21 protein-coding genes are annotated in these 21,137 nt (G+C 56.5%); 6 read left to right on the top strand and 15 right to left on the bottom strand.

Going from position 1 to position 21,137, the window contains the following annotated elements:
* A complete protein-coding gene (locus HMPREF3140_RS08680) occupies positions 1-453 on the top strand; it encodes a GNAT family N-acetyltransferase (protein ID WP_002889727.1) in 453 nt (150 codons plus the stop codon).
* Positions 454-495: 42 nt separating this feature from the next.
* Here the strand turns inward: HMPREF3140_RS08680 and pepD are convergent, their stop codons facing one another.
* Positions 496-1,953 carry a cytosol nonspecific dipeptidase gene (pepD, locus tag HMPREF3140_RS08685; RefSeq protein WP_004152033.1) on the bottom strand — a complete coding sequence of 486 codons (1,458 nt, stop codon included), beginning with the start codon at positions 1,951-1,953 and terminating at the stop codon, positions 496-498.
* A gap of 257 nt (positions 1,954-2,210) precedes the next feature.
* Between pepD and gpt the strand changes: the two genes are divergently transcribed.
* The 3 genes from gpt (at position 2,211) to crl (ending at position 4,475) form a co-directional block, all read left to right on the top strand.
* Complete coding sequence (gene gpt, locus HMPREF3140_RS08690) at positions 2,211-2,669, top strand: xanthine phosphoribosyltransferase (protein ID WP_002889733.1); 459 nt, start codon at positions 2,211-2,213, stop codon at positions 2,667-2,669.
* A gap of 105 nt (positions 2,670-2,774) precedes the next feature.
* The gene (gene frsA, locus HMPREF3140_RS08695) at positions 2,775-4,019 is read left to right on the top strand and encodes an esterase FrsA (protein ID WP_032410856.1); all 1,245 of its coding nucleotides are present in this window, start codon (positions 2,775-2,777) and stop codon (positions 4,017-4,019) included.
* Between the two features lie 57 nt (positions 4,020-4,076).
* Positions 4,077-4,475 carry a sigma factor-binding protein Crl gene (crl, locus tag HMPREF3140_RS08700; protein WP_002889793.1) on the top strand — a complete coding sequence of 133 codons (399 nt, stop codon included), beginning with the start codon at positions 4,077-4,079 and terminating at the stop codon, positions 4,473-4,475.
* A gap of 85 nt (positions 4,476-4,560) precedes the next feature.
* Here crl and csiR read toward each other — a convergent pair whose 3' ends face one another.
* The 6 genes from csiR to glaH all read right to left on the bottom strand — a co-directional run bounded on the left by csiR (position 4,561) and on the right by glaH (position 11,892).
* A complete protein-coding gene (gene csiR, locus HMPREF3140_RS08705) occupies positions 4,561-5,253 on the bottom strand; it encodes a DNA-binding transcriptional regulator CsiR (protein WP_004177331.1) in 693 nt (230 codons plus the stop codon).
* 45 nt (positions 5,254-5,298) lie between these two features.
* The gene (gene gabP, locus HMPREF3140_RS08710) at positions 5,299-6,699 is read right to left on the bottom strand and encodes a GABA permease (RefSeq protein ID WP_002889795.1); all 1,401 of its coding nucleotides are present in this window, start codon (positions 6,697-6,699) and stop codon (positions 5,299-5,301) included.
* A 149-nt stretch (positions 6,700-6,848) separates the two neighbouring features.
* Positions 6,849-8,132 carry a 4-aminobutyrate--2-oxoglutarate transaminase gene (gene gabT / locus HMPREF3140_RS08715; protein ID WP_032410859.1) on the bottom strand — a complete coding sequence of 428 codons (1,284 nt, stop codon included), beginning with the start codon at positions 8,130-8,132 and terminating at the stop codon, positions 6,849-6,851.
* Positions 8,133-8,144: 12 nt separating this feature from the next.
* Positions 8,145-9,593, bottom strand: coding sequence for an NADP-dependent succinate-semialdehyde dehydrogenase (gabD, locus tag HMPREF3140_RS08720; RefSeq protein WP_004204664.1), 1,449 nt, complete (start codon positions 9,591-9,593; stop codon positions 8,145-8,147).
* A gap of 25 nt (positions 9,594-9,618) precedes the next feature.
* Positions 9,619-10,887, bottom strand: a complete 1,269-nt coding sequence (gene lhgO / locus HMPREF3140_RS08725; protein WP_032410862.1) for an L-2-hydroxyglutarate oxidase — start codon at positions 10,885-10,887, stop codon at positions 9,619-9,621.
* Positions 10,888-10,914: 27 nt separating this feature from the next.
* Entirely contained in the window at positions 10,915-11,892 is a 978-nt protein-coding gene (glaH, locus tag HMPREF3140_RS08730; RefSeq protein ID WP_002889847.1) for a glutarate dioxygenase GlaH, read from the bottom strand.
* Between the two features lie 460 nt (positions 11,893-12,352).
* Here glaH and HMPREF3140_RS08735 point away from each other — a divergent pair, with 460 nt between their 5' ends.
* Complete coding sequence (locus HMPREF3140_RS08735) at positions 12,353-12,610, top strand: YjhX family toxin (RefSeq protein ID WP_002889848.1); 258 nt, start codon at positions 12,353-12,355, stop codon at positions 12,608-12,610.
* Between the two features lie 57 nt (positions 12,611-12,667).
* The gene (locus HMPREF3140_RS08740) at positions 12,668-13,417 is read left to right on the top strand and encodes an SAM-dependent methyltransferase (protein ID WP_032410864.1); all 750 of its coding nucleotides are present in this window, start codon (positions 12,668-12,670) and stop codon (positions 13,415-13,417) included.
* A 40-nt stretch (positions 13,418-13,457) separates the two neighbouring features.
* Here the strand turns inward: HMPREF3140_RS08740 and HMPREF3140_RS08745 are convergent, their stop codons facing one another.
* From HMPREF3140_RS08745 to HMPREF3140_RS08780, 8 genes are all read right to left on the bottom strand, one after another.
* Positions 13,458-14,096 carry a glutathione S-transferase family protein gene (locus HMPREF3140_RS08745; RefSeq protein ID WP_002889850.1) on the bottom strand — a complete coding sequence of 213 codons (639 nt, stop codon included), beginning with the start codon at positions 14,094-14,096 and terminating at the stop codon, positions 13,458-13,460.
* A 217-nt stretch (positions 14,097-14,313) separates the two neighbouring features.
* Complete coding sequence (locus HMPREF3140_RS08750; protein WP_004204671.1) at positions 14,314-15,576, bottom strand: PTS galactitol transporter subunit IIC; 1,263 nt, start codon at positions 15,574-15,576, stop codon at positions 14,314-14,316.
* A gap of 88 nt (positions 15,577-15,664) precedes the next feature.
* On the bottom strand, positions 15,665-16,660 hold the full coding sequence (locus tag HMPREF3140_RS08755; RefSeq protein ID WP_004177325.1) for a 2-hydroxyacid dehydrogenase: 996 nt from the start codon (positions 16,658-16,660) through the stop codon (positions 15,665-15,667).
* Between the two features lie 16 nt (positions 16,661-16,676).
* Positions 16,677-17,438 (bottom strand): SDR family NAD(P)-dependent oxidoreductase, encoded by a 762-nt coding sequence (locus HMPREF3140_RS08760; protein WP_032410865.1) that lies wholly within the window; start codon positions 17,436-17,438, stop codon positions 16,677-16,679.
* 11 nt (positions 17,439-17,449) lie between these two features.
* Positions 17,450-18,988, bottom strand: a complete 1,539-nt coding sequence (locus HMPREF3140_RS08765) for an FGGY-family carbohydrate kinase (protein WP_014907999.1) — start codon at positions 18,986-18,988, stop codon at positions 17,450-17,452.
* Between the two features lie 20 nt (positions 18,989-19,008).
* Positions 19,009-19,560, bottom strand: a complete 552-nt coding sequence (locus HMPREF3140_RS08770; RefSeq protein ID WP_002889866.1) for a glycerol-3-phosphate responsive antiterminator — start codon at positions 19,558-19,560, stop codon at positions 19,009-19,011.
* A gap of 14 nt (positions 19,561-19,574) precedes the next feature.
* Complete coding sequence (locus HMPREF3140_RS08775) at positions 19,575-20,366, bottom strand: class I fructose-bisphosphate aldolase (RefSeq protein WP_002889868.1); 792 nt, start codon at positions 20,364-20,366, stop codon at positions 19,575-19,577.
* 515 nt (positions 20,367-20,881) lie between these two features.
* Entirely contained in the window at positions 20,882-21,133 is a 252-nt protein-coding gene (locus HMPREF3140_RS08780; RefSeq protein WP_002889874.1) for a zinc ribbon domain-containing protein, read from the bottom strand.
* Positions 21,134-21,137 lie beyond the last annotated feature (4 nt).

Genomic DNA, 21,137 nt, shown 5'->3' on the forward strand with positions numbered 1-21,137 from the left:
ATGCATATTCGTGCTTACCGCGACAGTGATTTGCCACTGCTCTGCCAGATCTTTCTGCGCGCGGTGCGGGAAACCGCCAGTCGGGACTATACCCCGGGGCAGATCGCGGCCTGGGCGCAGGTGGATGAGACGCGCTGGCGACAAAAGCTGGCCGACTCAATCGGCCTGGTGGCCGTGGTCAACAGCCAGCCGGTTGGCTTTATCACCGCCATCGGGACGCATATCGATTTGCTGTTCGTCTCGCCGGATCGTGCCCGCCAGGGTATCGGCGGCGCGCTTATCGAGGCGCTCTGCGTTCAGTATCCAGCGCAAATCCTGACGGTGGACGCCAGCATTACCGCAAAGCCCTGTTTTACGGCTCATGGTTTTAAGGTGGTGGCTGAGCAACGGGTGGCGGCGCGCGGGGAGTGGTTTATTAATTACCGGATGGAAAAACGCGTGGCGCTAAGGTGATGCGGGGTAAAACCGGCGGCGGGCCGCCGCCGGTTGTGGGGCTTATTTAGCCGGAATGGCTTTCAGCAGCTCGGTCAGCAGCGTCCAGTACTGACCGACGCTCTCGATATGGACTTGCTCATCCGGGGAGTGCGGACCGGTAATGGTTGGCCCGATGGAGACCATGTCCATCTCCGGATACGGTTTTTTGAACAGACCGCATTCCAGACCGGCGTGAATGATCTGGATGTTCGGCGTCTTGTTGAACAGACGCTGGTAAGTCTCGCGCACCAGGTGCATCACCGGCGAATTGGCGTCCGGTTGCCAGCCAGGGTAAGCGCCTTTGGCTTCGGTTTTCGCCCCCGCCAGCTTACCCAGAGAATCCAGCATGCTGACCACGTAGTCTTTGCCGCTGTCGATCAGCGAGCGGATCAGGCAGTGGATCTGTACGTTGTCATCGGTCATGGTGACGACGCCGACGTTCAGCGAAGTTTCCACTACGCCTTTCGCCACGTCAGAGTTGCGGATAACCCCGTTCGGCGTGGCGTTCAGCAGACGGATGAAAGTGTCGCGGGAAGCCTGAGTCAGCGCCGCTTTGTCGTTATCGACCGCTTCCACGAGCACCACCAGGTTCTTCTCTTTGGCCTCCAGCTCGTTTTTCAGCAGCGCCTGGTAAGTATTCACCAGCGCTTTCAGCGCATCGGCTTTATCCGCGGCGACGGCGACAGTAGCGTAAGCTTCACGCGGGATGGCGTTGCGCAACGTGCCGCCGTTGAAATCGACCAGACGCAGATCCAGCTCATCGGCGTGGCCGGCGAGGAAGCGCGACAGCAGCTTGTTGGCGTTACCCAGACCAAGGTGAATATCACCGCCGGAGTGGCCGCCTTTCAGCCCTTTTAAGGTGACTTTAAAGCTCTGGAACCCGGCGGGAATCGCTTCGCGGGTCAGCGCCAGGTTAGAGGTGAAATCGATCCCGCCGGCGCAACCCATGTAGATTTCGCCTTCTTCTTCGGAGTCGGTGTTGATCAGGATATCGGCCTGTAGCCAGTTGGCCTGCAGACCGAACGCGCCGTCCATGCCGGCTTCTTCGGTCATGGTCAGCAGCACTTCCAGCGGGCCGTGAGCGACGCTATCATCGGCCAGTACCGCCAGTGCGGACGCCATTCCGATACCGTTGTCCGCGCCCAGCGTGGTGCCGCGCGCTTTCACCCATTCGCCGTCAATGTACGGCTGGATCGGATCTTTAACGAAGTCGTGGACGGTGTCGTTATTTTTCTGCGGCACCATATCGAGGTGCGCCTGCAGCGCTACCGGCTTACGGTTTTCCATACCGGCAGTCGCGCCTTTACGAATCAGAATGTTGCCAACCTGGTCGCGTTCCGCATGTAAGCCTTTTTCTTTTGCCCAACCCATAATGTGCTCGGCGAGCTGTTCTTCGTGATAGGACGGGTGCGGGATGGAGCAAATCTTGGCAAAAATATCCCAAAGCGGCTGCGGGGATAGTTGAGACAGTTCAGACACGGTAAGTCTCCTTACAGACTCCTGCATACAGCGGTTGCAGGACGAGGGTTAGCGTTAAAATACACAACAAGCCCGGGCTTGCGCGATGGGGTTGAGAATACCACTTTCCACCGCCGCAGGTAGTGTAAACAACGCAAAAAGCGTTGCGCAAACCGCTTAACACTGGTTTTTAGTGCGTCAGATCTCTATAATCTCGCGCAACCATTTTCCCCCTCGAACATTATTTAAGCCGTATTACACAGGCTGGGACACTTCACATGAGCGAAAAATACGTCGTCACCTGGGACATGTTGCAGATTCACGCCCGCAAACTGGCCAGCCGTCTGCTGCCGGTTGAGCAATGGAAAGGCATTATTGCCGTTAGCCGCGGCGGACTGGTACCGGGAGCCTTACTGGCGCGTGAACTGGGCATTCGTCATGTTGATACCGTATGCATCTCCAGCTACGACCATGATAACCAGCGCGAGCTGAAAGTGCTGAAACGTGCGGAAGGCGATGGCGAAGGCTTTATCGTCATCGACGATCTGGTGGATACCGGCGGTACCGCCGTGGCGATCCGCGAAATGTATCCCAAAGCGCACTTTGTCACCATTTTCGCCAAGCCGGCAGGCCGCCCGCTGGTGGACGATTACGTTGTGGATATTCCGCAGGATACCTGGATTGAACAGCCGTGGGATATGGGCGTGGTGTTTGTACCGCCTATCGCAGGTCGTTAATTCTTCAGGACAGTGCTATTTACCACGCCCGGCTTGCCGGGCGTGGTTTTTTTTATCCTTTAGCAGGTTACAATATCCGGAGTGGCACTACGACGGAGACTGCACATGTCACAGGCTAACCTCAGCGAAACGCTGTTTAAACCTCGCTTCAAACATCCCGAAACTTCTACGCTGGTGCGTCGGTTTTCTGCCGGAAAACCCCAGGCGATGCAGTCGGCGCTGAGCGGCAATCACGTCGATCACTGGTACCGTCTGATCAACCGTTTGATGTGGATCTGGCGCGGCGTAACTCCGCAGGAGATCCTCGATGTGCAAGCGCGCATTGTGATGAGCGAGGCCGAACGAACCGATCCTGAGCTGTTCGATACCGTCATCGGCTATCGCGGCGGCAACTGGATCTTCGAGTGGGCGAAAGAAGCCATGCAGTGGCAGCAAAAGGCCGGGCAGGAAGCCGATCCTTTGCTGAGCGGCCGCCACTGGCTGCATGCCTCGAACCTGTATAGCATTGCCGCTTATCCGCATATTAAAGGCGATGAGCTGGCGGAACAGGCGCAGGCTTTAGCCAACCGGGCGTATGAAGAAGCCGCCCAGCGGCTGCCGGGCTCGCTGCGCGAGCTGGAGTTCACCATCCCTGGCGGCTCGCCGATAACCGGCTTTTTGCATATGCCGAAAGGCGAGGGGCCGTTTCCGACGGTGCTGATGTGCGGGGGGCTGGACTCGCTGCAGACCGATTATTACAACCTGTATGAGAACTACTTCTCACCGCTCGGCATTGCCATGCTGACCATTGATATGCCCTCCATCGGCTTCTCGTCAAAATGGACGCTAAATCAGGACACCAGCCTGCTGCATCAGCACGCGCTGCGCCATCTGGAAAATGTGCCGTGGATTGACCATACCCGGGTCGCCGCTTTCGGCTTCCGCTTTGGCGCCAATATCGCGGTGCGTCTGGGCTATCTGGAGCCGCAGCGGCTGAAGGCTGTAGCCTGTCTGGGCCCGGTCGTTCATGGTCTGCTGGTGGATCCCCTGCATCAGGGGCGCGTGCCGGAGATGTATCTTGACGTGCTGGCTTCGCGGCTGGGCATGCATGACGCGTCCGATGAAGCGCTACGCGTGGAGCTCAACCGCTATTCGTTAAAAACCCAGGGACTGCTGGGGCGCCGTTGCCCGACGCCGATGCTCTCCGGCTTCTGGAAGGACGATCCGTTCAGCCCCGAAGAGGAGTCGCGGTTAATCACCTCGTCATCTGCCGATGGCAAAATGCTGGAGATCCCGTTTAACCCGGTGTATCGCAATTTTGATCACGCATTGCGACAGATCGCCCGCTGGATCAATCATAGATTTGGTTAATTTATTGCTAAATTCTATTGGTTTGGTAAAACAGTTGCATCACTAAAGGAGATCGCAATGACGTTACCGAGTGGACACCTGAAAAGTAAGTTGATCAAGAAATTCACGGCGCTGGGGCCTTACATTCGCGAAGAGCAGTGCCATGACAACCGTTTCTTTTTCGATTGCCTGGCAGTTTGCGTCAATGTTAAGCCTGCACCGGAGAAGCGTGAATTCTGGGGCTGGTGGATGGAAATGGAAGCACAAGAGTCACGTTTCACCTATAGCTACCAGTTTGGCCTGTTCAATAAGGAAGGATCATGGCAGGCGGTCGACATTGACGACCCGGAAGTGAGCGACAGGCTGGAAAAAACGCTGCGCGAGTTTCACGAGCGCGCGGCAGCGCTGCTGACCACCTTTAATCTGAAGCTGGAACCGGCCGACGATTTCAGCGAACCGGTTCGCCTGCGAGCCTGATTGATCTACGGATACGATTTCTCCACGCCCGTGCGGCGTGGAGATGCGTGCCGCCATACCCGTAATTTCCACCCCTCCATCTGACTCACCCTGCCTGCGGCGACAGCTTGCCAGCCATCGCCTGTTGAATAATCGGGATCGGAGTCAGTAAGTGCTCACGCATCAGCGCGCTGGCCTGTTCGGCGTCGCGCGCCAGAATAGCGTCCACCAGGGTCTGATGCTGGACATGCTTATCTTCCAGCATCTCCACCGACAGCACGGTGGTGCGCAGCCAGATGAAGCGGTAGCGCGCCGCCAGATCGAACAGCCGTTCGCGCATCTGCAGCAGATACTGCGAACCGCAGCCGGCGACGATGGCGGTGTGAAACGCCTGATGGCGCTGGTCCCATTCATCGAGTAGGTGCTCACTCGCTTCGCACGACTCCAGCTTGTTGAGCAGATGGGTGCGGGCCAGCAGCTCGGCTTCCCACTCGTCGCCGCCGCGTTCAATGGCGAGACGCACCAGCATGGCCTCCATGTTGGCGCGCGCGTCGAAGATATCGAGAAGCTCCTGTTCCGACATGGGCGCCACCCGATAGCCTTTCTGATTGACCACCGTTACCAGCCGCTCGGCCACCAGTTGCGAAAGCGCCTCGCGCAGCGGACCGACCCCCAGGCCATAGCGTGACGTCAGCAGGCTCATCCGCAGCTTCTCATCGGGGTGGTAAACCCCGCGGATGATGTCGTTTTTTAACCAACGGTACCCGTCAATGGCCGTCGCCTGGGGAATGGCGGTCATGTTCTTACTCCTGAATACTCTTCCCGGCGGGCGCCGGGAACAGAGTTAACGCGTATTTTGCAGCGGCAGTTTTTGCCACAATACCAGCTTTTTCCAGCGTGACATAATCGGTACCGTACAAATAATTCCCAGTGCTAACAGGCCGGTAGAGATCACCTCCAGCTGCTGCGCCGGACGAAACAGCATCACCACCAGCACGAAGGTGATAAAGGCGATCACCAGCCAGGTCAGGTACGGATAGAGCCACATTCTGAGACGGATCTCGCCGCCTTGCGCCTGAAGGATTTTGCGCATCCGCAGTTGTGAAACGGCGATCACCAGATAGACCAGCAGGGCGATGGCGCCAGAGCTGTCGATGAGAAATTTAAACACCTTGGCGGGGGCATAGTAGTTCACCACTACGGTGAGGAACGCCGCGCCGGTAGAGAGCAGCACCGCCACGTATGGCGTTTTGCTGCGGTTGGTCCGGCCCATAATGGCCGGCGCATCGCCGCGACGGCTCAGGGAGTAGAGCATCCGCGAGGCGGTATACAGTGCCGAGTTCAGACAGCTGGTGACCGACAGGAGGATCACGCCGTCCATAATCAGCTTGGCATAGGGAATATGCAGCAGCTCGAGCACCGAGCGGTAGGAGCCGATGCTCTTCAGCCCCGGCATATTCCATGGGATGAGGGCGACGACGATAAAGATCGAGCACAAATAAAAAATAGAGATACGCCAGATCACCGAGTTGGTGGCGCGCACGATATGTTTATCCGGGGTATCCGATTCGGCGGCGGCGATGGTGACGATCTCCGCGCCCATAAACGAGAACATGGTGATCAGCATCGCGCTCAGCACCGCGCCGAAGCCATTCGGCATAAAGCCGCCGTGGTCCCACAGCCGCGAAATGCCGCTCACTTCGGCATAGGGATAAAAGCCGGTAATGGCGACCGCGCCCAGTACGATAAACGCCAGAATAGCGATCACTTTGCACAGCGCCAGCCAGAACTCGAATTCGCCGTAGTTCTTGACGCTCAGCAGGTTACTGCCGGTGAGGGCGAGAGTGATGACCAGGGAGAACAACCACACCGGGACGCCCGGCACCCACGAATGCAGAATAATCGCCGCGATATTGGCTTCCAGCGGAATAACCAGGACCCAGAACCACCAGTATAGCCAGCCGATGGTATACCCCGCCCAGCGGCCGATGGCTTTATCGGCGTAGGTGGAAAAGGAGCCGGTATCCGGCGTGGCGACCGCCATTTCGGCCAGCATACGCATAATCATCACCACCAGCAGCCCGGCAAACAGATAGGCCAGCAGCACCGCCGGGCCTGCCTCGGCAATGGCGACGCTGGATCCGACAAATAAACTCGCGCCGATCACCCCGGCGATAGATAACATCGTGACGTGGCGCGACTTCAGCCCCGCCCCTAAATCCTGTGATTGCGACAGTTGCCCCATCATTTACCCTCTCGAAGTGTGTCACCTGGGAGAGCGCCCCGACGTTCCCGCGCCGGGGCACGCGTATTATTGTTGTTTTGCAGGTCTCGTCTTCATTCCCTTACGAACGTACTTCGCTTCCGCATGTGTTCTGTTCTATGCCTGTTTCTCTATGCCTGTTTCGCCTCGCTAAAGCAGTCGGCGATGATCTTGAGCCCCTGCTCGATCTGCGCCTCTTCGATGGTCAGCGGCACCAGGATGCGCAGCACGTTGTAGTACGGCCCGCAGGAGAGCAGGATCAGGCCTTTGTCGCGGGCGCGGGCGACGATATCCGCCGTCAGCCTGGCGTTCGGCCTGCTGCGGTCGCCCTCTTCAAACAGCTCAATGGCGATCATCGCCCCCAGACCGCGCACGTCGCCGATCTCCGGATGATCTTCAGCGATCGCCAGCAGGCCCTGGCGCAGGGTGTCGCCGAGCTGGTTGGCTTTTTCCAGCAGATTCTCCTGCTCGAAAATCTGTAATACCGCCAGGGCGGCGGCGCAGGCGATGGGGTTGCCGGCGTAGGTGCCGCCCAGTCCGCCGGGGGCGATGGCGTCCATCACCTCCGCGCGGCCGGTGACACCCGCCAGAGGGAAACCGCCGGCGATGGATTTGGCGAAGGTGGTGATATCCGCCGCGACGCCCATCTGCTCCATAGCGAACAGGGTACCGGTGCGGCCCGCGCCGCTCTGGACCTCATCGGCGATGAGCATAATGCCGTGCTCGTCGCACAGGGCGCGCAGGCGCTGCATAAAGACCGGGGAGGCGGCATAGAACCCGCCTTCACCCTGCACTGGCTCAATAATGATGGCGGCGATATCTTCCGGCGCGGCATCGTTTTTGAAGATGCGATGGATGCTGGCGATCGCCTCATCATCACTGACGCCGTGCAGCGCGCACGGGTAGAGGGCGCGATAGACATGGCCCGGCATTAAGCCCATACCGGCGGAGTAAGGATTCACTTTGCCGGTCAGCGACAGGGTGTAATGGGTGCGGCCGTGATAGGCGCCGGTGAAGGCGATAGCGCCGCTGCGCCCGGTTGCCGCGCGGGCGATCTTCACCGCGTTCTCCACCGCTTCCGACCCGGTGGTGACCAGCAGGGTTTTCTTGGCGAAATCACCGGGCACCTTCTGGTTCATCTTTTCGCACAGCGCCAGATAAGGCTCATAGGCCAGCACCTGGAAGCAGGTATGCGACAGCTTTTTCAGCTGGTCTTCGACGGCGGCGACAACCTGCGGATGCAGGTGGCCGGTATTGAGCACCGCGATACCGCCGGCAAAATCGAGATATTCCCGGCCTTCCACGTCCCACACCCGGCAGTTCTCCGCGCGTTCGGCGAAGATAGGATGGATCTGGCCGACGCCGCGCGGGACCGCGTCGCTGCGACGCGCCATCATTGCTTTATTGCTGTTCATCCGTCGCTCCTGTTAAAGGCCAATGCACATATATTTGATTTCTAAGTAATCTTCGATGCCGTACTTCGACCCTTCGCGGCCGAGGCCGGAGGCCTTAACGCCGCCGAACGGCGCGACTTCGGTGGAGATAATGCCGGTATTGATGCCGATTATGCCGTACTCCAGCGCTTCGCCGACGCGGAAGACGCGGCTCAGATCGCGGGCGTAGAAATAGGCGGCGAGACCGAACTCGGTATCGTTGGCCTGGGCAATGACGTCGGCTTCATCTTTAAAGCGGAACAACGGGGCCAGCGGGCCGAAGGTCTCCTCTTTCGCCACTTTGGCGCTGTCGGGAACGTTGACCAGGATGGTCGGCTGGAAGAAGTTGCCGCCCAGGGCGTGCGGTTTGCCGCCGGTGACCACCTTCGCGCCTTTGGCGATGGCATCGGCAATGTGTTCTTCAACTTTGGCCACGGCTTTCTCGTCGATCAGCGGGCCGGTGGTGACGCCGTCCTGCAGGCCGTCGCCAATGCGCAGTTTTTCCACCGCCTGCTGCAGCTTCTCGGCGAAACGGTCATACACCCCGTCCTGGACGTACAGGCGGTTGGCGCAGACGCAGGTCTGCCCGGCGTTGCGGAACTTCGACGCCAGCGCCCCCTCGACGGCTTTATCGAGGTCGGCATCGTCAAAGACGATAAACGGCGCGTTGCCGCCCAGCTCCAGGGAGACTTTTTTGATGTCTTTCGCGCACTGCTCCATCAGCTGGCGGCCAATCTCGGTAGAGCCGGTAAAGGAGAGCTTGCGCACCAGCGGGTTGCTGGTCAGTTCGCCGCCGACCGCGCCGGCGGAGCCGGTGACCACGTTGAACACTCCGGCGGGGATCCCGGCGCGATTCGCCAGTTCGGCCAGCGCCAGCGCGGAAAACGGCGTCTGGCTGGCCGGTTTCAGGACCATGGTGCAGCCGGCGGCCAGCGCCGGGCCCGCTTTGCGGGTGATCATCGCCGCCGGGAAGTTCCACGGGGTGATGGCGGCGGTAACGCCGATGGGCTGCTTAATCACCAGCAGGCGCTTGTCGGCCTGGTGGCCCGGAATGGTGTCGCCGTAGATGCGCTTACCTTCTTCGGCGAACCACTCAATAAAGGAGGCGGCGTAGCTGATTTCGCCTTTGGCTTCCGCCAGCGGTTTTCCCTGCTCGAGGGTCATCAGGCGAGCGAGATCGTCCTGGTTCTCCATCATAAGATCGAACCAGCGGCGCAGAATGTTCGCCCGCTCTTTGGCGGTCAGGGCGCGCCAGGCGGGTAGGGCGCGGTTAGCGGCCTCGATCGCTTGTCGGGTTTCGTCGGCGCCCATTTTCGGCACGCTGCCGAGCTGCTCGCCGTTGGCCGGGTTGGTGACCGCAATCACGTCGCCGTTGGGCGCATCGCGCCACTGACCATCAATCAGCGCCTGCTGGCGAAACAGAGTCATATCGTTGAGTTGCATAATTGCTTCCTGTCTTCAGGGGGGGTTAACGGGTAAAAGCGGCGTGTAGTGTCTCCACGCTACGTGCCGCACGCAGCGTGCGTCCGGGATTGCTCTGGCTGGCCAGCAGGCTCTGCACCTTGCTGACGATATGCGCGCCGATCGGGATAGCGGAGGTGGCCGCTGGCGATGGCGCATTGCAGGTATGTATCGAACGCGCGGTGGTAACGAAGAGAAAATCGTCGATCAGCTTGCCCTGCGGGGACACGGCCTGCGCCCGCACGCCGGCCGGCCACGGGCGTAAATCGCTCAGCGTCAGGCTCGGGCAGTATTTTTGCACCAGCCGCAGATAGCCGCTTCTGCACAGCGAATTCTTCATTTCGCCCAGTCCGGAGCGCAGGTTGTTTTGCAGTACCCGGCGGATGCCGGGCGAGGTGAGGATCTCCAGGGTATCGGCCAGCGAGATATCGCGCTTGCGGTAGCCTTCGCGCTTCAGAGCCAGCACGGCGTTGGGGCCGACGGTGACGCTGCCGTCGATCATGCGGGTCAGGTGGACGCCGAGGAACGGCATCGCCGGATCGGGGATCGGATAGATCAAATGGTTGACGATCTGGTTGTGCTGCGGTGCCAGCTGGAAATACTCGCCGCGGAACGGACAAATGATAAACCCGGGGTCGACGCCGAGCATTTTTACCAGCCGATCGGCCATCAAGCCCGAACAGGCGATCAGCGTCGAGGCCTCATATTCTCCGCCCTGGCGGGTGCGGATCACCACGCCGCTGGCATGTTCTTTCAGGGCGCTGACTTCGGCGTTGTAGACGATCGTTCCGCCTTTCGCTTCGAAGTTCTTCGCCATTGCCACCGCCACTTCGCGGTAGCTGACGATGCCGCTGGAAGGAACGAAGATCCCACCGAGCCCGGTAATGTTCGGTTCGCGCTCGCGTAGCTCCCCGGCGCTTAGCCACTCGCGCTGCAGGCCGTTGGCGGCGGTGCGATCCCACAGGGCGCGCATCCGCTCCATCTCCAGCGGTGAGGTGGCGACCAGCATTTTGCCGCAGACGTCATAGCGGATGCCGTTCTGCTCGCAAAAGGCCTTGGTGGCGCGGTTGCCGGCGAGGCAAAACTGCGCCTTGAGGCTGCCGGGCGTGTAATACACCCCGGCGTGGATCACGCCGCTGTTGTGGCCAGTCTGATGGCAGGCCGGCCCGGCCTCTTTTTCCAGCAGCGCAATGCGGGCGTCCGGGTAAATCTCAATTAACTGCATGGCGGTCGACATGCCGATGATGCCGCCGCCGATAATAACGAAATCATACATCCGCTCAATTCCTTCGCCTGAAAACCCTTATTGATGAGTCTGGTAATGATTCGTGGAATACGCAAAGTAGCCGCGCTGGCGCATCAGCTCGCGGCGCAGGTCCGGGTGCGGCGTAAAGCGGTCGCGGCCGTGCAGCCAGAACAGGTTGTTAATGAGCAGAAATTTGCCCACCGGCACCGGTATGGAAAGGATGTTTTTGCTGGTCTCCAGCGCGTCGGAGAGGCGGCTCAGCCAGGTGCCTTCTTCGAAATCTTTCGGCTGGACGAACTGGTCGATATAGCGCATTACCGGGCGGCCCAGCGAATCGACGTCGAACACCGGGTGGAAAACATCCTTGCTGACGTTTTTGCTCGGCGGCGCGGCCCAGCGCATCGGACGGCGAGCCAGCGGGTCGCGGAAGAATTCGTCGAGATGCTCCCAGTCGTCGAGATGCAGCAGCAGGGAATTGCCGCCCTGCATGTTCTGCTCGTCGATCTTCATCATTAATACGTAGTCGGTTTGCTCTTCGACGTAGGTGCCGTCGTTGTGCAGCTCCATCACCCGGTGCGGCTGGCGCAGGTAGCTGTCTGAGTTATCGACATTTTTCACCACGAAGCGGGCGTAATACTGACCGCTCATGGCGTCGAAGTTGGAACGACCAATCAGGTGGGCGACGGCGGTGGCCAGCTTGACCATCTCCTCGGCCTGGCTGACGTGATCGATCCCTTCGCCGTTGATAAGCAGCGCGCCTTCCGCGCGATCGAGCAATGTTTTGATCAGCAACGGCTGCAGCTGATTGCCACACAGATCGTCGAGGATCTTGCCGACCTGGAAGCGTAAGAAAGATTTGTACTCCAGCGCCTGCACCGGCCACTGCGCGACCTGCTGCAGGAACTGCGTGGTCGTTTCGGCGGAAAAGGTGAGCTCCAGCAGGCGCGGCGACTGGGCGGAAGGGGTGAAAGAAAAGCCAGGGTATTGCTGGGCTACCGGCGCGGGTGTCGGTTTTACTGCGGTCAGGGCGTTCATCAGGATCGTTCCTCGCTGTAAGGTCAGGGTGATGTTCATTTCGTAGCCATAAATTAAAAATATCTACATTTTTATAAAATGCGTACGAAATGGCCTTTTTGTTTCCATTTTGTGATCTGACAACAATTATTTAACAATGCGGAAGGGGGATAAGGTGGTGGTGAAAGTTGCGGAACAGAGCGGGTGGCGGATAGCGCAAAATGGGGATAGGGCCGAGGGAAATCGTAATACCGGTCACAGTTTTTAATCTGCACAATATCCTTACCAGATGAAGGTGTTAATATTCAGCTGGTAAATACCTTTCAATGCTCACTGAGGCTTCGATGCTGGAGAATGTCATTATCAGATAATCAGTTTCCCGACCTGCCCAGGCCGGACTGATTATCGCTGCGCTTAAACCTTACGCACACACCTGCGGGTGTAGGCATGTTTTCGCACATGATAATGAACAGGTTTCAGTATGAATTTGTCCCGTCAGGAACAACGGACCTTACACGTTCTCGCCAAAGGTGGCCGTATTGCGCACGTCCGCGATACCTCCGGCCGCATTACCGCCGTTGAATGCTACACCCGCGAAGGGCTGTTGCTGAGCGACTGCACCCTTGCGGTCTTCAAAAAGCTCAAAACCAAAAAGCTGATTAAGTCGGTGAACGGCCAGCCGTACCGGATCAACACGACCGGTTTGAATAACGTTCGCGCGCAAGCGGACAACCGCTGAAATAGCGACCCGGGCAGGGTCGCTGCCCGGGCGTATGGCTCTCAAGGAGAAAACCTCATGATCGATATCCCTCGCATTTTTACCATCAGTGAAAGCGAGCACCGTATCCTTAACCCTTTTACCCCGGAAAAGTACGCCACGCTGGGACGGGCGCTGCGAATGGCGCCGGGCACCACCATTCTCGACCTCGGCAGCGGCTCCGGCGAGATGCTCTGTAGCTGGGCGCGCGATCATCAGATCGTCGGCACCGGCGTAGACATGAGCCTGCTGTTCAGTCAGCAGGCGGCCGCCCGGGCAGAGGAGCTCGGGGTAAGCGACCGGGTAACCTTTGTGCACCAGGATGCCAGCGGATATGTCGCCAGCCAGCCGTGCGATATTGCCGCCTGCGTGGGGGCCACGTGGATCGGCGGCGGAGTGGCAGGCACAATCGAGCTGCTGAAGCAGAGCCTTACCCCAGGCGGCATGTTGCTTATCGGCGAGCCATGGTGGCGCAAACGTCCGGCCACGGCAGAAGAGACGGTTGCCTGCGGCGCGCAGTCACCCGATGACTTCCTGACGCTACCGGCGCTGGTCGCCCACTTTGGCGAACTGGGCTATGACGTGGTGGAGATGGTGCTGGCCGACCAGGAGGGCTGGGATCGTTATGAAGCGGCGAAATGGCTGACAATGCGCCGCTGGCTGGAGGCCAATCCGCACGATGACTTCGCACCGGAGGTTCGCCAGCAGTTGACCACCGCACCGCTGCACCATGTCACCTGGACCCGGGAATATCTCGGCTGGGGCGTGTTTGTCCTGATGGCGCGTTAACCGGTATGTCGGTAGCGTCAGGAGGCGCTACCGACCACCTTCAGACCTTCAGTTCGTCGTAGCTGACCATGACGTGCTGGCGAAAGGCGGGCCGTGAGGTTAGCCGTGCATAATACGCCGCAAGGTGGGGGAGGGGACGACGGGGGATATCGATGGCAAAGTAGCGGTACAGCACATGACCAAACTGGATGTCGGCCAGGGTGAACGTATCGCCCACCAGATAGCGACTCCCGGCGAGACGTGCCTCGGCAATCGCCAGCTTTTGCTCCAGGGCCGTCACCGCCGCGGCGATGGCCTGCGGATCCCGCTCGGCGGCAGGCGTGCGCACCACGCGCCAGAACACCGGCGTCGTAAAGCCGAGGGCGATATTCTGCTTTGACCACTCGGCCCAGCGATCAACCTCAGTACGAGCCAGCAGTTCGCCCGGCCAGAAGGCGTCGTCGGCGTAGCGACTGGCTAAATAGCGAAGGATCGCGCCGGTTTCCCACAGCGGCGGATTTTCGTCATCCTGCAGCACTGGTACCGTACGATTGGGATTGAGCTGATAAAACGCCTCGCTGTCGGTACCACCATAGCGATGCCCCACGTCGAACCGGAGATAGTCCAACCCAAGCTCGCCAACACACCACATCAGCGCCTGCACGTTAGAGGAGGTTTTTCGGCCCCAGATGGTCAGCATCGGGATCTCCAGAGAACAGGGAAAGAAGGAGCATAGCAGGTTGGGTTGAAAACGGGAGGGGGTACAAAAGAAATGAGCCACCTCGCCGCGCAGGGGGCGGACGCGCTGGTCAGATGTTCAAACCAGGGGCGTAGCTGAGCCAGCTATTCAGCGCACAGAATAAGAGGAAGAAACAGAGGGCAACAGTTTGCCCTCTGTTTACTTGAGTGGCCTTGTACTAAGGTGTGGCGCTAAAAAACTCGCCAAATTTGACGGCCAGCCAGCCGACAGGCGTCGTGGCGCCGCCGACGATATTGGTGATCTCGGCCATCCCTTCCGGCACCGGAATATGCGAGTTCACCGCCGCCTGAGTGTATTCTTGCGAAATGTCCGTCCCGACATACAGGATGCAGGTCACGATCAGGGTTCCGGTTATGAACATGCGGAACATATTTCGTTTACAGAACGGCGTGACCATTGCCAGCAGGAACATTAATGAAGCCAGATCGACAAAGGGCAGTACGCGGTTGCCGGGCAGAATGATAGACAGCACCACAGCCATAGGGATTAACAGCAGACCGGTCGCCAGTACCGAAGGTTCACCGATCAGTAACGCCGTATCCATCCCGATGTAAAAATCGCGCCCCGGGAATTTAGCCTTCAGTTTTGCTTCAGCGGCATCACGGACAATCAACAATCCCTGCACCAGAATTTCAATCATTTTAGGCAGCAGCAGCATGGCGGCTGAAACCTTAATGGCCAGTGAAACGGCCGCGGAAACGTCATATCCCGCCAGGAAGGCCAACAGCAGTCCCAGCACAAACCCCAGGGTAAGAGGCTCGCCAAAAACGCCGAATTTTTTATTAATACTTTCCGGGTCGAAATTGATTTTATTGATAAGCGGGATCTTATCAATGATGTAATTACAGGCAATGCCAAACGGCACGTAAGCTATACAGGTAAGATGGGGGAATGATATCCCTTTAAGATTATAGTTTTTTTGTAAATACGGCGCCGTTAAATCTGCCGCCAATAGCGTCAACACAAAAATAGCGAATGTAATACCGACCGAAAGCCAGTAATTTCCCGTTCCGGCATAGACCACAGACCCCATGATCAGGAAAATCCAGTAGTTAAAAATATCGATATTCACCGTTTTGGTTAATTTCAACAGAAGCATGGCCAGGTTGATGACGATAAAGCCCACCACGACGGGCAGCATCAGCGGCGAACCCCAGCCAATGGTCGATGCGGTAGGCCAACCGGTATCAACGACCGTTAACTGCAGGCCGATACGCTCAACCATCGCCTGCGATGCCGGGCCCAGGTTTGTCAGCAGCAGGCCAATCACCAGCCCCACCCCTTCAAAACCAATGCCTACCAGCATCCCTGCTTTAAATGCCGTACCGATTTTAACGCCAAAGCAAAGCGCGATAATAAAGAATATTACTGGCATCATTACTGATGCCCCCAGACTAATAATGCTGTTGATAATATCCATAATGATTCCTTAAAAGGCGGGCGAATTGGGCACGAGTAAACCCGTGCCCATTGGGCCCTGTTAATACCTTTAATGGTTCTTTTAATATTTAACTGAGTTTCTTTAAAAGGATCTCAGCGAAGAGTTTGGGCGAATTACTGAATGCGTCAATGGTACTCCCGGCAATATGCGGCGTAATGGTCACGTTATTCAGAGTATAGAATGCACTGTCGTCTGGAAGCGGCTCGTCATCAAAGGTATCAAGCGCGGCGCCCATGATTTGCCCGGATCTGAGCGCATCAATCATCTCTTTTTCATTGATTAACCCGGAGCGTGCCGTGTTAACAATGATGGCACTGCGCTTCATCAGCGCGAAATGGTGTGCGTTAATCAGATTTTCGGTTTCCGGCGTCAGGCGAGCATGTAACGAGATAACGTCGGCGCGTTGTACCAGTTCGTCCAGAGAATCGACTTTCTCATAACGTTCATGGCCTGCAACGTACTTATCGTAAAAGATAATCTCCGTGCCAAAGCCGCTGAGAAATCCCGCGACCAGTTGGGCAATATGACCGAGGCCAACCAGCCCCACGACTTTTCCGCCAAGCTCCGGGATCGCCTGATGGTTCGGACTGTCTTTACGCCAGTATTTGTCACGCAGGGCATCGTGTGAACGGGCGATATTGCGCATTTCCGCCAGGATCATGCCGACCGTGAATTCGGCGACGCTGCGAGCGTTACGCCCCGGGGTGTTCATCACCTCAACGCCCCGGGCGTTCGCCACCTGAAGATTCACGTTTTCCACGCCACCGCGGAGCACGCCTACATATTTCAGCTTTGGTAGTTTATCGAACACCGCAGTATTGACCGGGGCAAACTGAGTGATCAGGATGTCAATATCATCCGTTCCCTGAAGCAGCGCTTCCGGTAAGGCCACGGCTTCTGCTCCTTCCTGTTCAACTCGCAGATTATCTTCCTGAAGTTTCTCAACGGAGCCATGTGACCACTCGCGTACTTCTACTTCAATCCCGTTATCCCTGAGCGCTTTCAGTCCTGATTCCATCATCGCTGCATTGATAAACAGATCGGCAATTGCCAGACATTTCATAATGATTCTCCCTAGATTAACGCATCAACATACCGCCGGTAACGTCCAGAGTTGCTCCCGTCATATAGCTGGTCTTAGGAGAAACCATGAAGACACCGATGTCGGCAATTTCTTGCGGCTGGGCCACGCGGCCCACCGGAATACGACTGACGTAATAGTCAGGGTTTTGCTCAATGTTCTTACGGATCATCGCAGTATCCATGATCCCGACGGCGATATTGTTCACATTGATTTTTTGTTTGGCGACTTCCCGCGCCAGAGAGATAGCAAAGGCGACCAGGCCGGCCTTACTTGCCGCGTAGTGCGCATGTCCCGTCGTGGAGCCGTGGAACGCGGCCTGCGAGGTAATATTCAGAATGCTGCCCATCTGGTCATGCTGCAGGCAGTGATTTACAAACAGCTGGCTGAGATGGAAGATGGCTTTCAGATTGACATTCATCACCAGATCCCAGTCCTGCGGGCTGATCTCGGTGACGTAGCCGCTCAGCCAGATCCCGGCGTTATTCACCAGAATGTCGGCTTTACCCAGTCTGTCGATACAGGTGGCAAACAGATTTTCCCGGCTCTGTTCGTCAGAGAGATCGGTTTTGACCGCGATGATCTCTACGTTCGCGCTGGCCTTCACCGTTTCGATCAGCCGTTCGGGATACTCTTCCTCACGCATATAGGTAAAGCAGATATTGACGCCTTCTTTGGCGAGAGAAAGAACAAACTCTCTCCCCAGGCCGGTTGCGCCGCCTGTCACGATGGCCGTACGATTCGTTAAATTCAGATCCATTTTTTCCTCACTTAGTGCGCGATGTAGTTGCTGCAGCTTTTCCACGGCGACTGCATTTCTGATAACAGGTTTTTATAAAGCTGGTATTTGGTCTGGTAGACCCGGTGGTTTTCCGGATTAGGGGAGACGGTGCGTGAGACATGGACCATGTCGTTTGAGGCAGCAAATACCTCCGCAAACCAGCCCACCATAACGGCGGCGGTCATCGCGGTACCCAGGGTCCCGTGCTCTTTGACGTCAACGATTTCCAGCGTGGCCTGGAAGATATCGGCGAATATCTGCAGCCAGACCGGGGAGTTCGTGACGCCGCCAGCAATACGAATAGTGCGGCTTAGCTTCGGGTTAATATTGCGTAAGCGCTCGGTGTGGTAGAGATGGCTGAAGGCCACGCCCTCATAAATCGCCCGCAGAAAATGGGCTTTTTTATGGAAGCTGTTGACACCGATAAAGCCGGCCGAGGCGTCGGGAATGGTGTTAGAGCCAAACACGAACGGAAAGAACAACAGGTGGCTTTCATCCGGCGTCGTTGACGAAACCAGCTTATTACACAGGTCATAGACCGACGATCCTTGTTCGGCGGAGGTTTTCCGATCGCTCTCCATAAAGTTGTTAATAAACCACTCCAGGTTGCTCGCGGAGGTGGGGCTGGCCTCGGTGATGAGCCATTTACCCTCAATGGGATAAATGGAGGTCATAAACAGATCTTTATCAATAACCGGGTGGTCGGTAACGTATTCGTTTATGCTCCAGGTGCCGGTGACGATCGCCATCTTATCGAGACTGTTAATCCCCGAGGCAATGGAAGAGGCCGAGATATCAAACACCCCGCCAGAAACCGGCGTACCTGCGCATAAACCGGTCAGACGGGCCACGTCGTCAGTGATTTTTCCGCAGCATTCTGTTGAGCGTTTGATGGGGGGCAATTTATCCCGCAGTTCATCAAGTCCCCACCATGCCAGTAGTTCATCGTCATACTTGCAGTCACGTACGTTGATCAGGTTGGTCCCTGAGATATCGGTCAGCTCAAGAAAAGCCTCTCCGGTCAGGTAAAAACGGATCAGGTCCTTGACCATAAAAATATAACGCGCTTTTTGCAGCGTCTCGGGCTCGAAATTCTTCAGCCATGCCAGCAGGGCGACAGGTTGTCCGGCCCAGATGGACTGCATCGTTTTTGGCAAAATGTCGGTAAGGAATTCTGGTGAGCGTTGCCATCTCTCAACGTACTCTTTTGCCCGGCTATCGGTGGATATAATGCCGTTACGCACCGGGTGACCTTCTTCGTCGACCAGATACAGACCGTTACCATGACCGGTGACGGCCACTCCTTTTATCTGGCTGGCGTCGATACCTGATTGCTCAATCGCTTTTTTAATCACTTCGACATTCGCGGCCCACAGCTCATCGATACTGCGCTCTGTGTGGAATTCCCGGGGTGTCAGCATCTGCGTGGATTTTGAGGCGATGGCGAGCACCTGTCCTTTACGGTCATAGATGGCTGCCTTGGTGACGGTTCCACCATTGTCGATGCCCATGACGTATTCATCTTTCATTCGCGTGGACTCCTTATTGGTTACCATAAGCCGGGCTCGCTGGTGGTTATCCCTTTAAATCCGGCATGGAATATTTTATCTACAAGGTATTTGCGCTTAACAAAGCCTCCGGCGATGAATACCACATCAAAGCCTTTCAAATTTCGGCTAATCAACTCCAGACACTGGCAGGCATATTCAGCAGGTAAGATTTCAATTGCGTCCGGTGGACTGTGTTTAACAATATCGAGCGACTGATCAAGCGATCGCGAATCGATAAGTAAAACCCGATATACGGTCAGCAATCCCTCTTTTTTGGCGTAGCGTAGCGCGGAGAGATTGGAAGAAATAACACCATCAACCTTGTAATAATTTTTCAGCAGATTGATCCCCGCCTGATCCGGTTTAAAGCCGCCCAGTAATTCAAGGTGAACGAGGACCTTCTTACCGCTTTGATGGCATTTGCCAATCAGCGACTGCAGATTGCCGATATTCGCTTCGGATAGCAGCACATATTCTGACTGGCAGGATAATGCTTTCTCAAAGTATTTATACTTCCTGATGGAAGGGATGATGGTGTTATTTGAAATCATATTAATTTCCGATGTTATTTAGCCATGTAGAGGCTGTATGCATCTTCCGCTGTTGCGTTTTCATGGATGATGGCATTCAGACCTGCTACCACTTTCGCCGGCTGCGGATCCTGGGTAATGTTTCGTCCCACAGCCACGCCTTTCGCACCCATCTGCATACAGTGCTGAACAAATTTGAAGTAACCGTCGATGCCGGTTTTTGGACCTCCTAAGGCAAGCACCGGCACGCCAGCAGCTTCAACGATCAGTCGGTCCTCTGGTGAACCGGTAAAACGCGTTTTGATGACGTCCGCGCCCAGCTCCACCGCTGCGCGGGCCGATGCAGCGATGATGGCCGGATTGTTAGAGTCATCGCTGGTGACGGGATAACCATACGGGAGCGATTCGACAATCAGCGGTACATTCCAGCGATCCGCTGCCTGTGCGAGTTGCATCGCCATAATGTGGGTTTTTTCTTCATTGAAGGCGCCGGGGAAGGTCATGCAGACCACGCCCTCGGCAGCGACTTTAAGCGCATCTTCGACGGAAAAAACGGGGGTAGTATCGGGAACGGTATTGTCAAAGATACTGACCGTGCTGTCGACGCGTAACACAACGGGAACGCTGTTCAATGCTTCCCGATAATTCTTCAACATGCCGTACGTGACGAGCGCGCAATCCAGGCCGTGTTCCACCAGAGCAGGGAGCTGATTTATCGTATTATCAATACCATTTGTTTTCGTGGAAAAATAGTAGCCATCCAGCGCTAAGGTCACGGATTTACCGTCTTTTGCGAATATTCTTGAGAGACGACGTTCTTTAGACATTTATTTACTCCTGAGATAAAAAAACAAAAAAAAAGCCCTCAGAGACTCGCGTCTCTGAGGGCTTTCTGTTCACATACCCTTTTGATAATGGTTCAGGGATCCAAAGCATTATCAATGCAATTTTTTAGCAAAGTGAGAAAGGTTTAACTTTTGTTTAAATTAAATCTGTTCTCTTGCGTGATTAAATAACTAACACACGCGATAACTTATTGTCCAGTTGGTATCGTTGAAATGAGAGATTCATCACATCAATATGTTGTATTACCTGAGAAGTTCTGGGTTAAATACAGAAACCGACCCCTTAAAAACCAGGCAATAACGCATCCGGACAAGGGGAGAACGCCAGGCGTTTATTTCATCCGCATGAAGAACGCATCCATGCATGCTCCAGCCTGCAGGTCGTCATCCCCAAACGCGTATTTATTCCTGTCCGGATGGCGTACAAAAACGCTATAGCAATGTTGTCGGCATGGCGGTCTGTCCCCGGGATGATTTCCTCCTGCCGCCCGGGCAAATTACTCGTCCGCTTTGTGCGCCCAGGCAGGCATCGCCGTCAGGTAACGTTTTGCCCGTTTCCGTGATTCCGCTACGCCCACCTTTTGCCAGGCGTCGAGAAAAGCCGCCAGACCGGATACGGCCTCTTCCCAGGATTTCAGATTACCGTCGCTGTCGCTGCAATACGCGCAATATTTATCGCTGGCCCCTTGCGCATCGGGTGCGGACATCGGCATTCCGCAGGCCTGGCAAAACCTTTCGTGCTGTGTCATAGAG

This window comes from Klebsiella sp. HMSC16A12, assembly GCF_001808265.1.
Lineage (GTDB): Bacteria > Pseudomonadota > Gammaproteobacteria > Enterobacterales > Enterobacteriaceae > Klebsiella > Klebsiella pneumoniae.

Coding starts and splice junctions, on each gene's coding strand:
- HMPREF3140_RS08680 (WP_002889727.1), top strand. CDS start 1: ATGCATATTCGTGCTTACCGCGACAGTGATTTGCCACTGCTCTGCCAG.
- gpt (WP_002889733.1), top strand. CDS start 2,211: ATGAGCGAAAAATACGTCGTCACCTGGGACATGTTGCAGATTCACGCC.
- frsA (WP_032410856.1), top strand. CDS start 2,775: ATGTCACAGGCTAACCTCAGCGAAACGCTGTTTAAACCTCGCTTCAAA.
- crl (WP_002889793.1), top strand. CDS start 4,077: ATGACGTTACCGAGTGGACACCTGAAAAGTAAGTTGATCAAGAAATTC.
- csiR (WP_004177331.1), bottom strand. CDS start 5,253: ATGACCGCCATTCCCCAGGCGACGGCCATTGACGGGTACCGTTGGTTA.
- gabP (WP_002889795.1), bottom strand. CDS start 6,699: ATGGGGCAACTGTCGCAATCACAGGATTTAGGGGCGGGGCTGAAGTCG.
- gabT (WP_032410859.1), bottom strand. CDS start 8,132: ATGAACAGCAATAAAGCAATGATGGCGCGTCGCAGCGACGCGGTCCCG.
- gabD (WP_004204664.1), bottom strand. CDS start 9,593: ATGCAACTCAACGATATGACTCTGTTTCGCCAGCAGGCGCTGATTGAT.
- lhgO (WP_032410862.1), bottom strand. CDS start 10,887: ATGTATGATTTCGTTATTATCGGCGGCGGCATCATCGGCATGTCGACC.
- glaH (WP_002889847.1), bottom strand. CDS start 11,892: ATGAACGCCCTGACCGCAGTAAAACCGACACCCGCGCCGGTAGCCCAG.
- HMPREF3140_RS08735 (WP_002889848.1), top strand. CDS start 12,353: ATGAATTTGTCCCGTCAGGAACAACGGACCTTACACGTTCTCGCCAAA.
- HMPREF3140_RS08740 (WP_032410864.1), top strand. CDS start 12,668: ATGATCGATATCCCTCGCATTTTTACCATCAGTGAAAGCGAGCACCGT.
- HMPREF3140_RS08745 (WP_002889850.1), bottom strand. CDS start 14,096: ATGCTGACCATCTGGGGCCGAAAAACCTCCTCTAACGTGCAGGCGCTG.
- HMPREF3140_RS08750 (WP_004204671.1), bottom strand. CDS start 15,576: ATGGATATTATCAACAGCATTATTAGTCTGGGGGCATCAGTAATGATG.
- HMPREF3140_RS08755 (WP_004177325.1), bottom strand. CDS start 16,660: ATGAAATGTCTGGCAATTGCCGATCTGTTTATCAATGCAGCGATGATG.
- HMPREF3140_RS08760 (WP_032410865.1), bottom strand. CDS start 17,438: ATGGATCTGAATTTAACGAATCGTACGGCCATCGTGACAGGCGGCGCA.
- HMPREF3140_RS08765 (WP_014907999.1), bottom strand. CDS start 18,988: ATGAAAGATGAATACGTCATGGGCATCGACAATGGTGGAACCGTCACC.
- HMPREF3140_RS08770 (WP_002889866.1), bottom strand. CDS start 19,560: ATGATTTCAAATAACACCATCATCCCTTCCATCAGGAAGTATAAATAC.
- HMPREF3140_RS08775 (WP_002889868.1), bottom strand. CDS start 20,366: ATGTCTAAAGAACGTCGTCTCTCAAGAATATTCGCAAAAGACGGTAAA.
- HMPREF3140_RS08780 (WP_002889874.1), bottom strand. CDS start 21,133: ATGACACAGCACGAAAGGTTTTGCCAGGCCTGCGGAATGCCGATGTCC.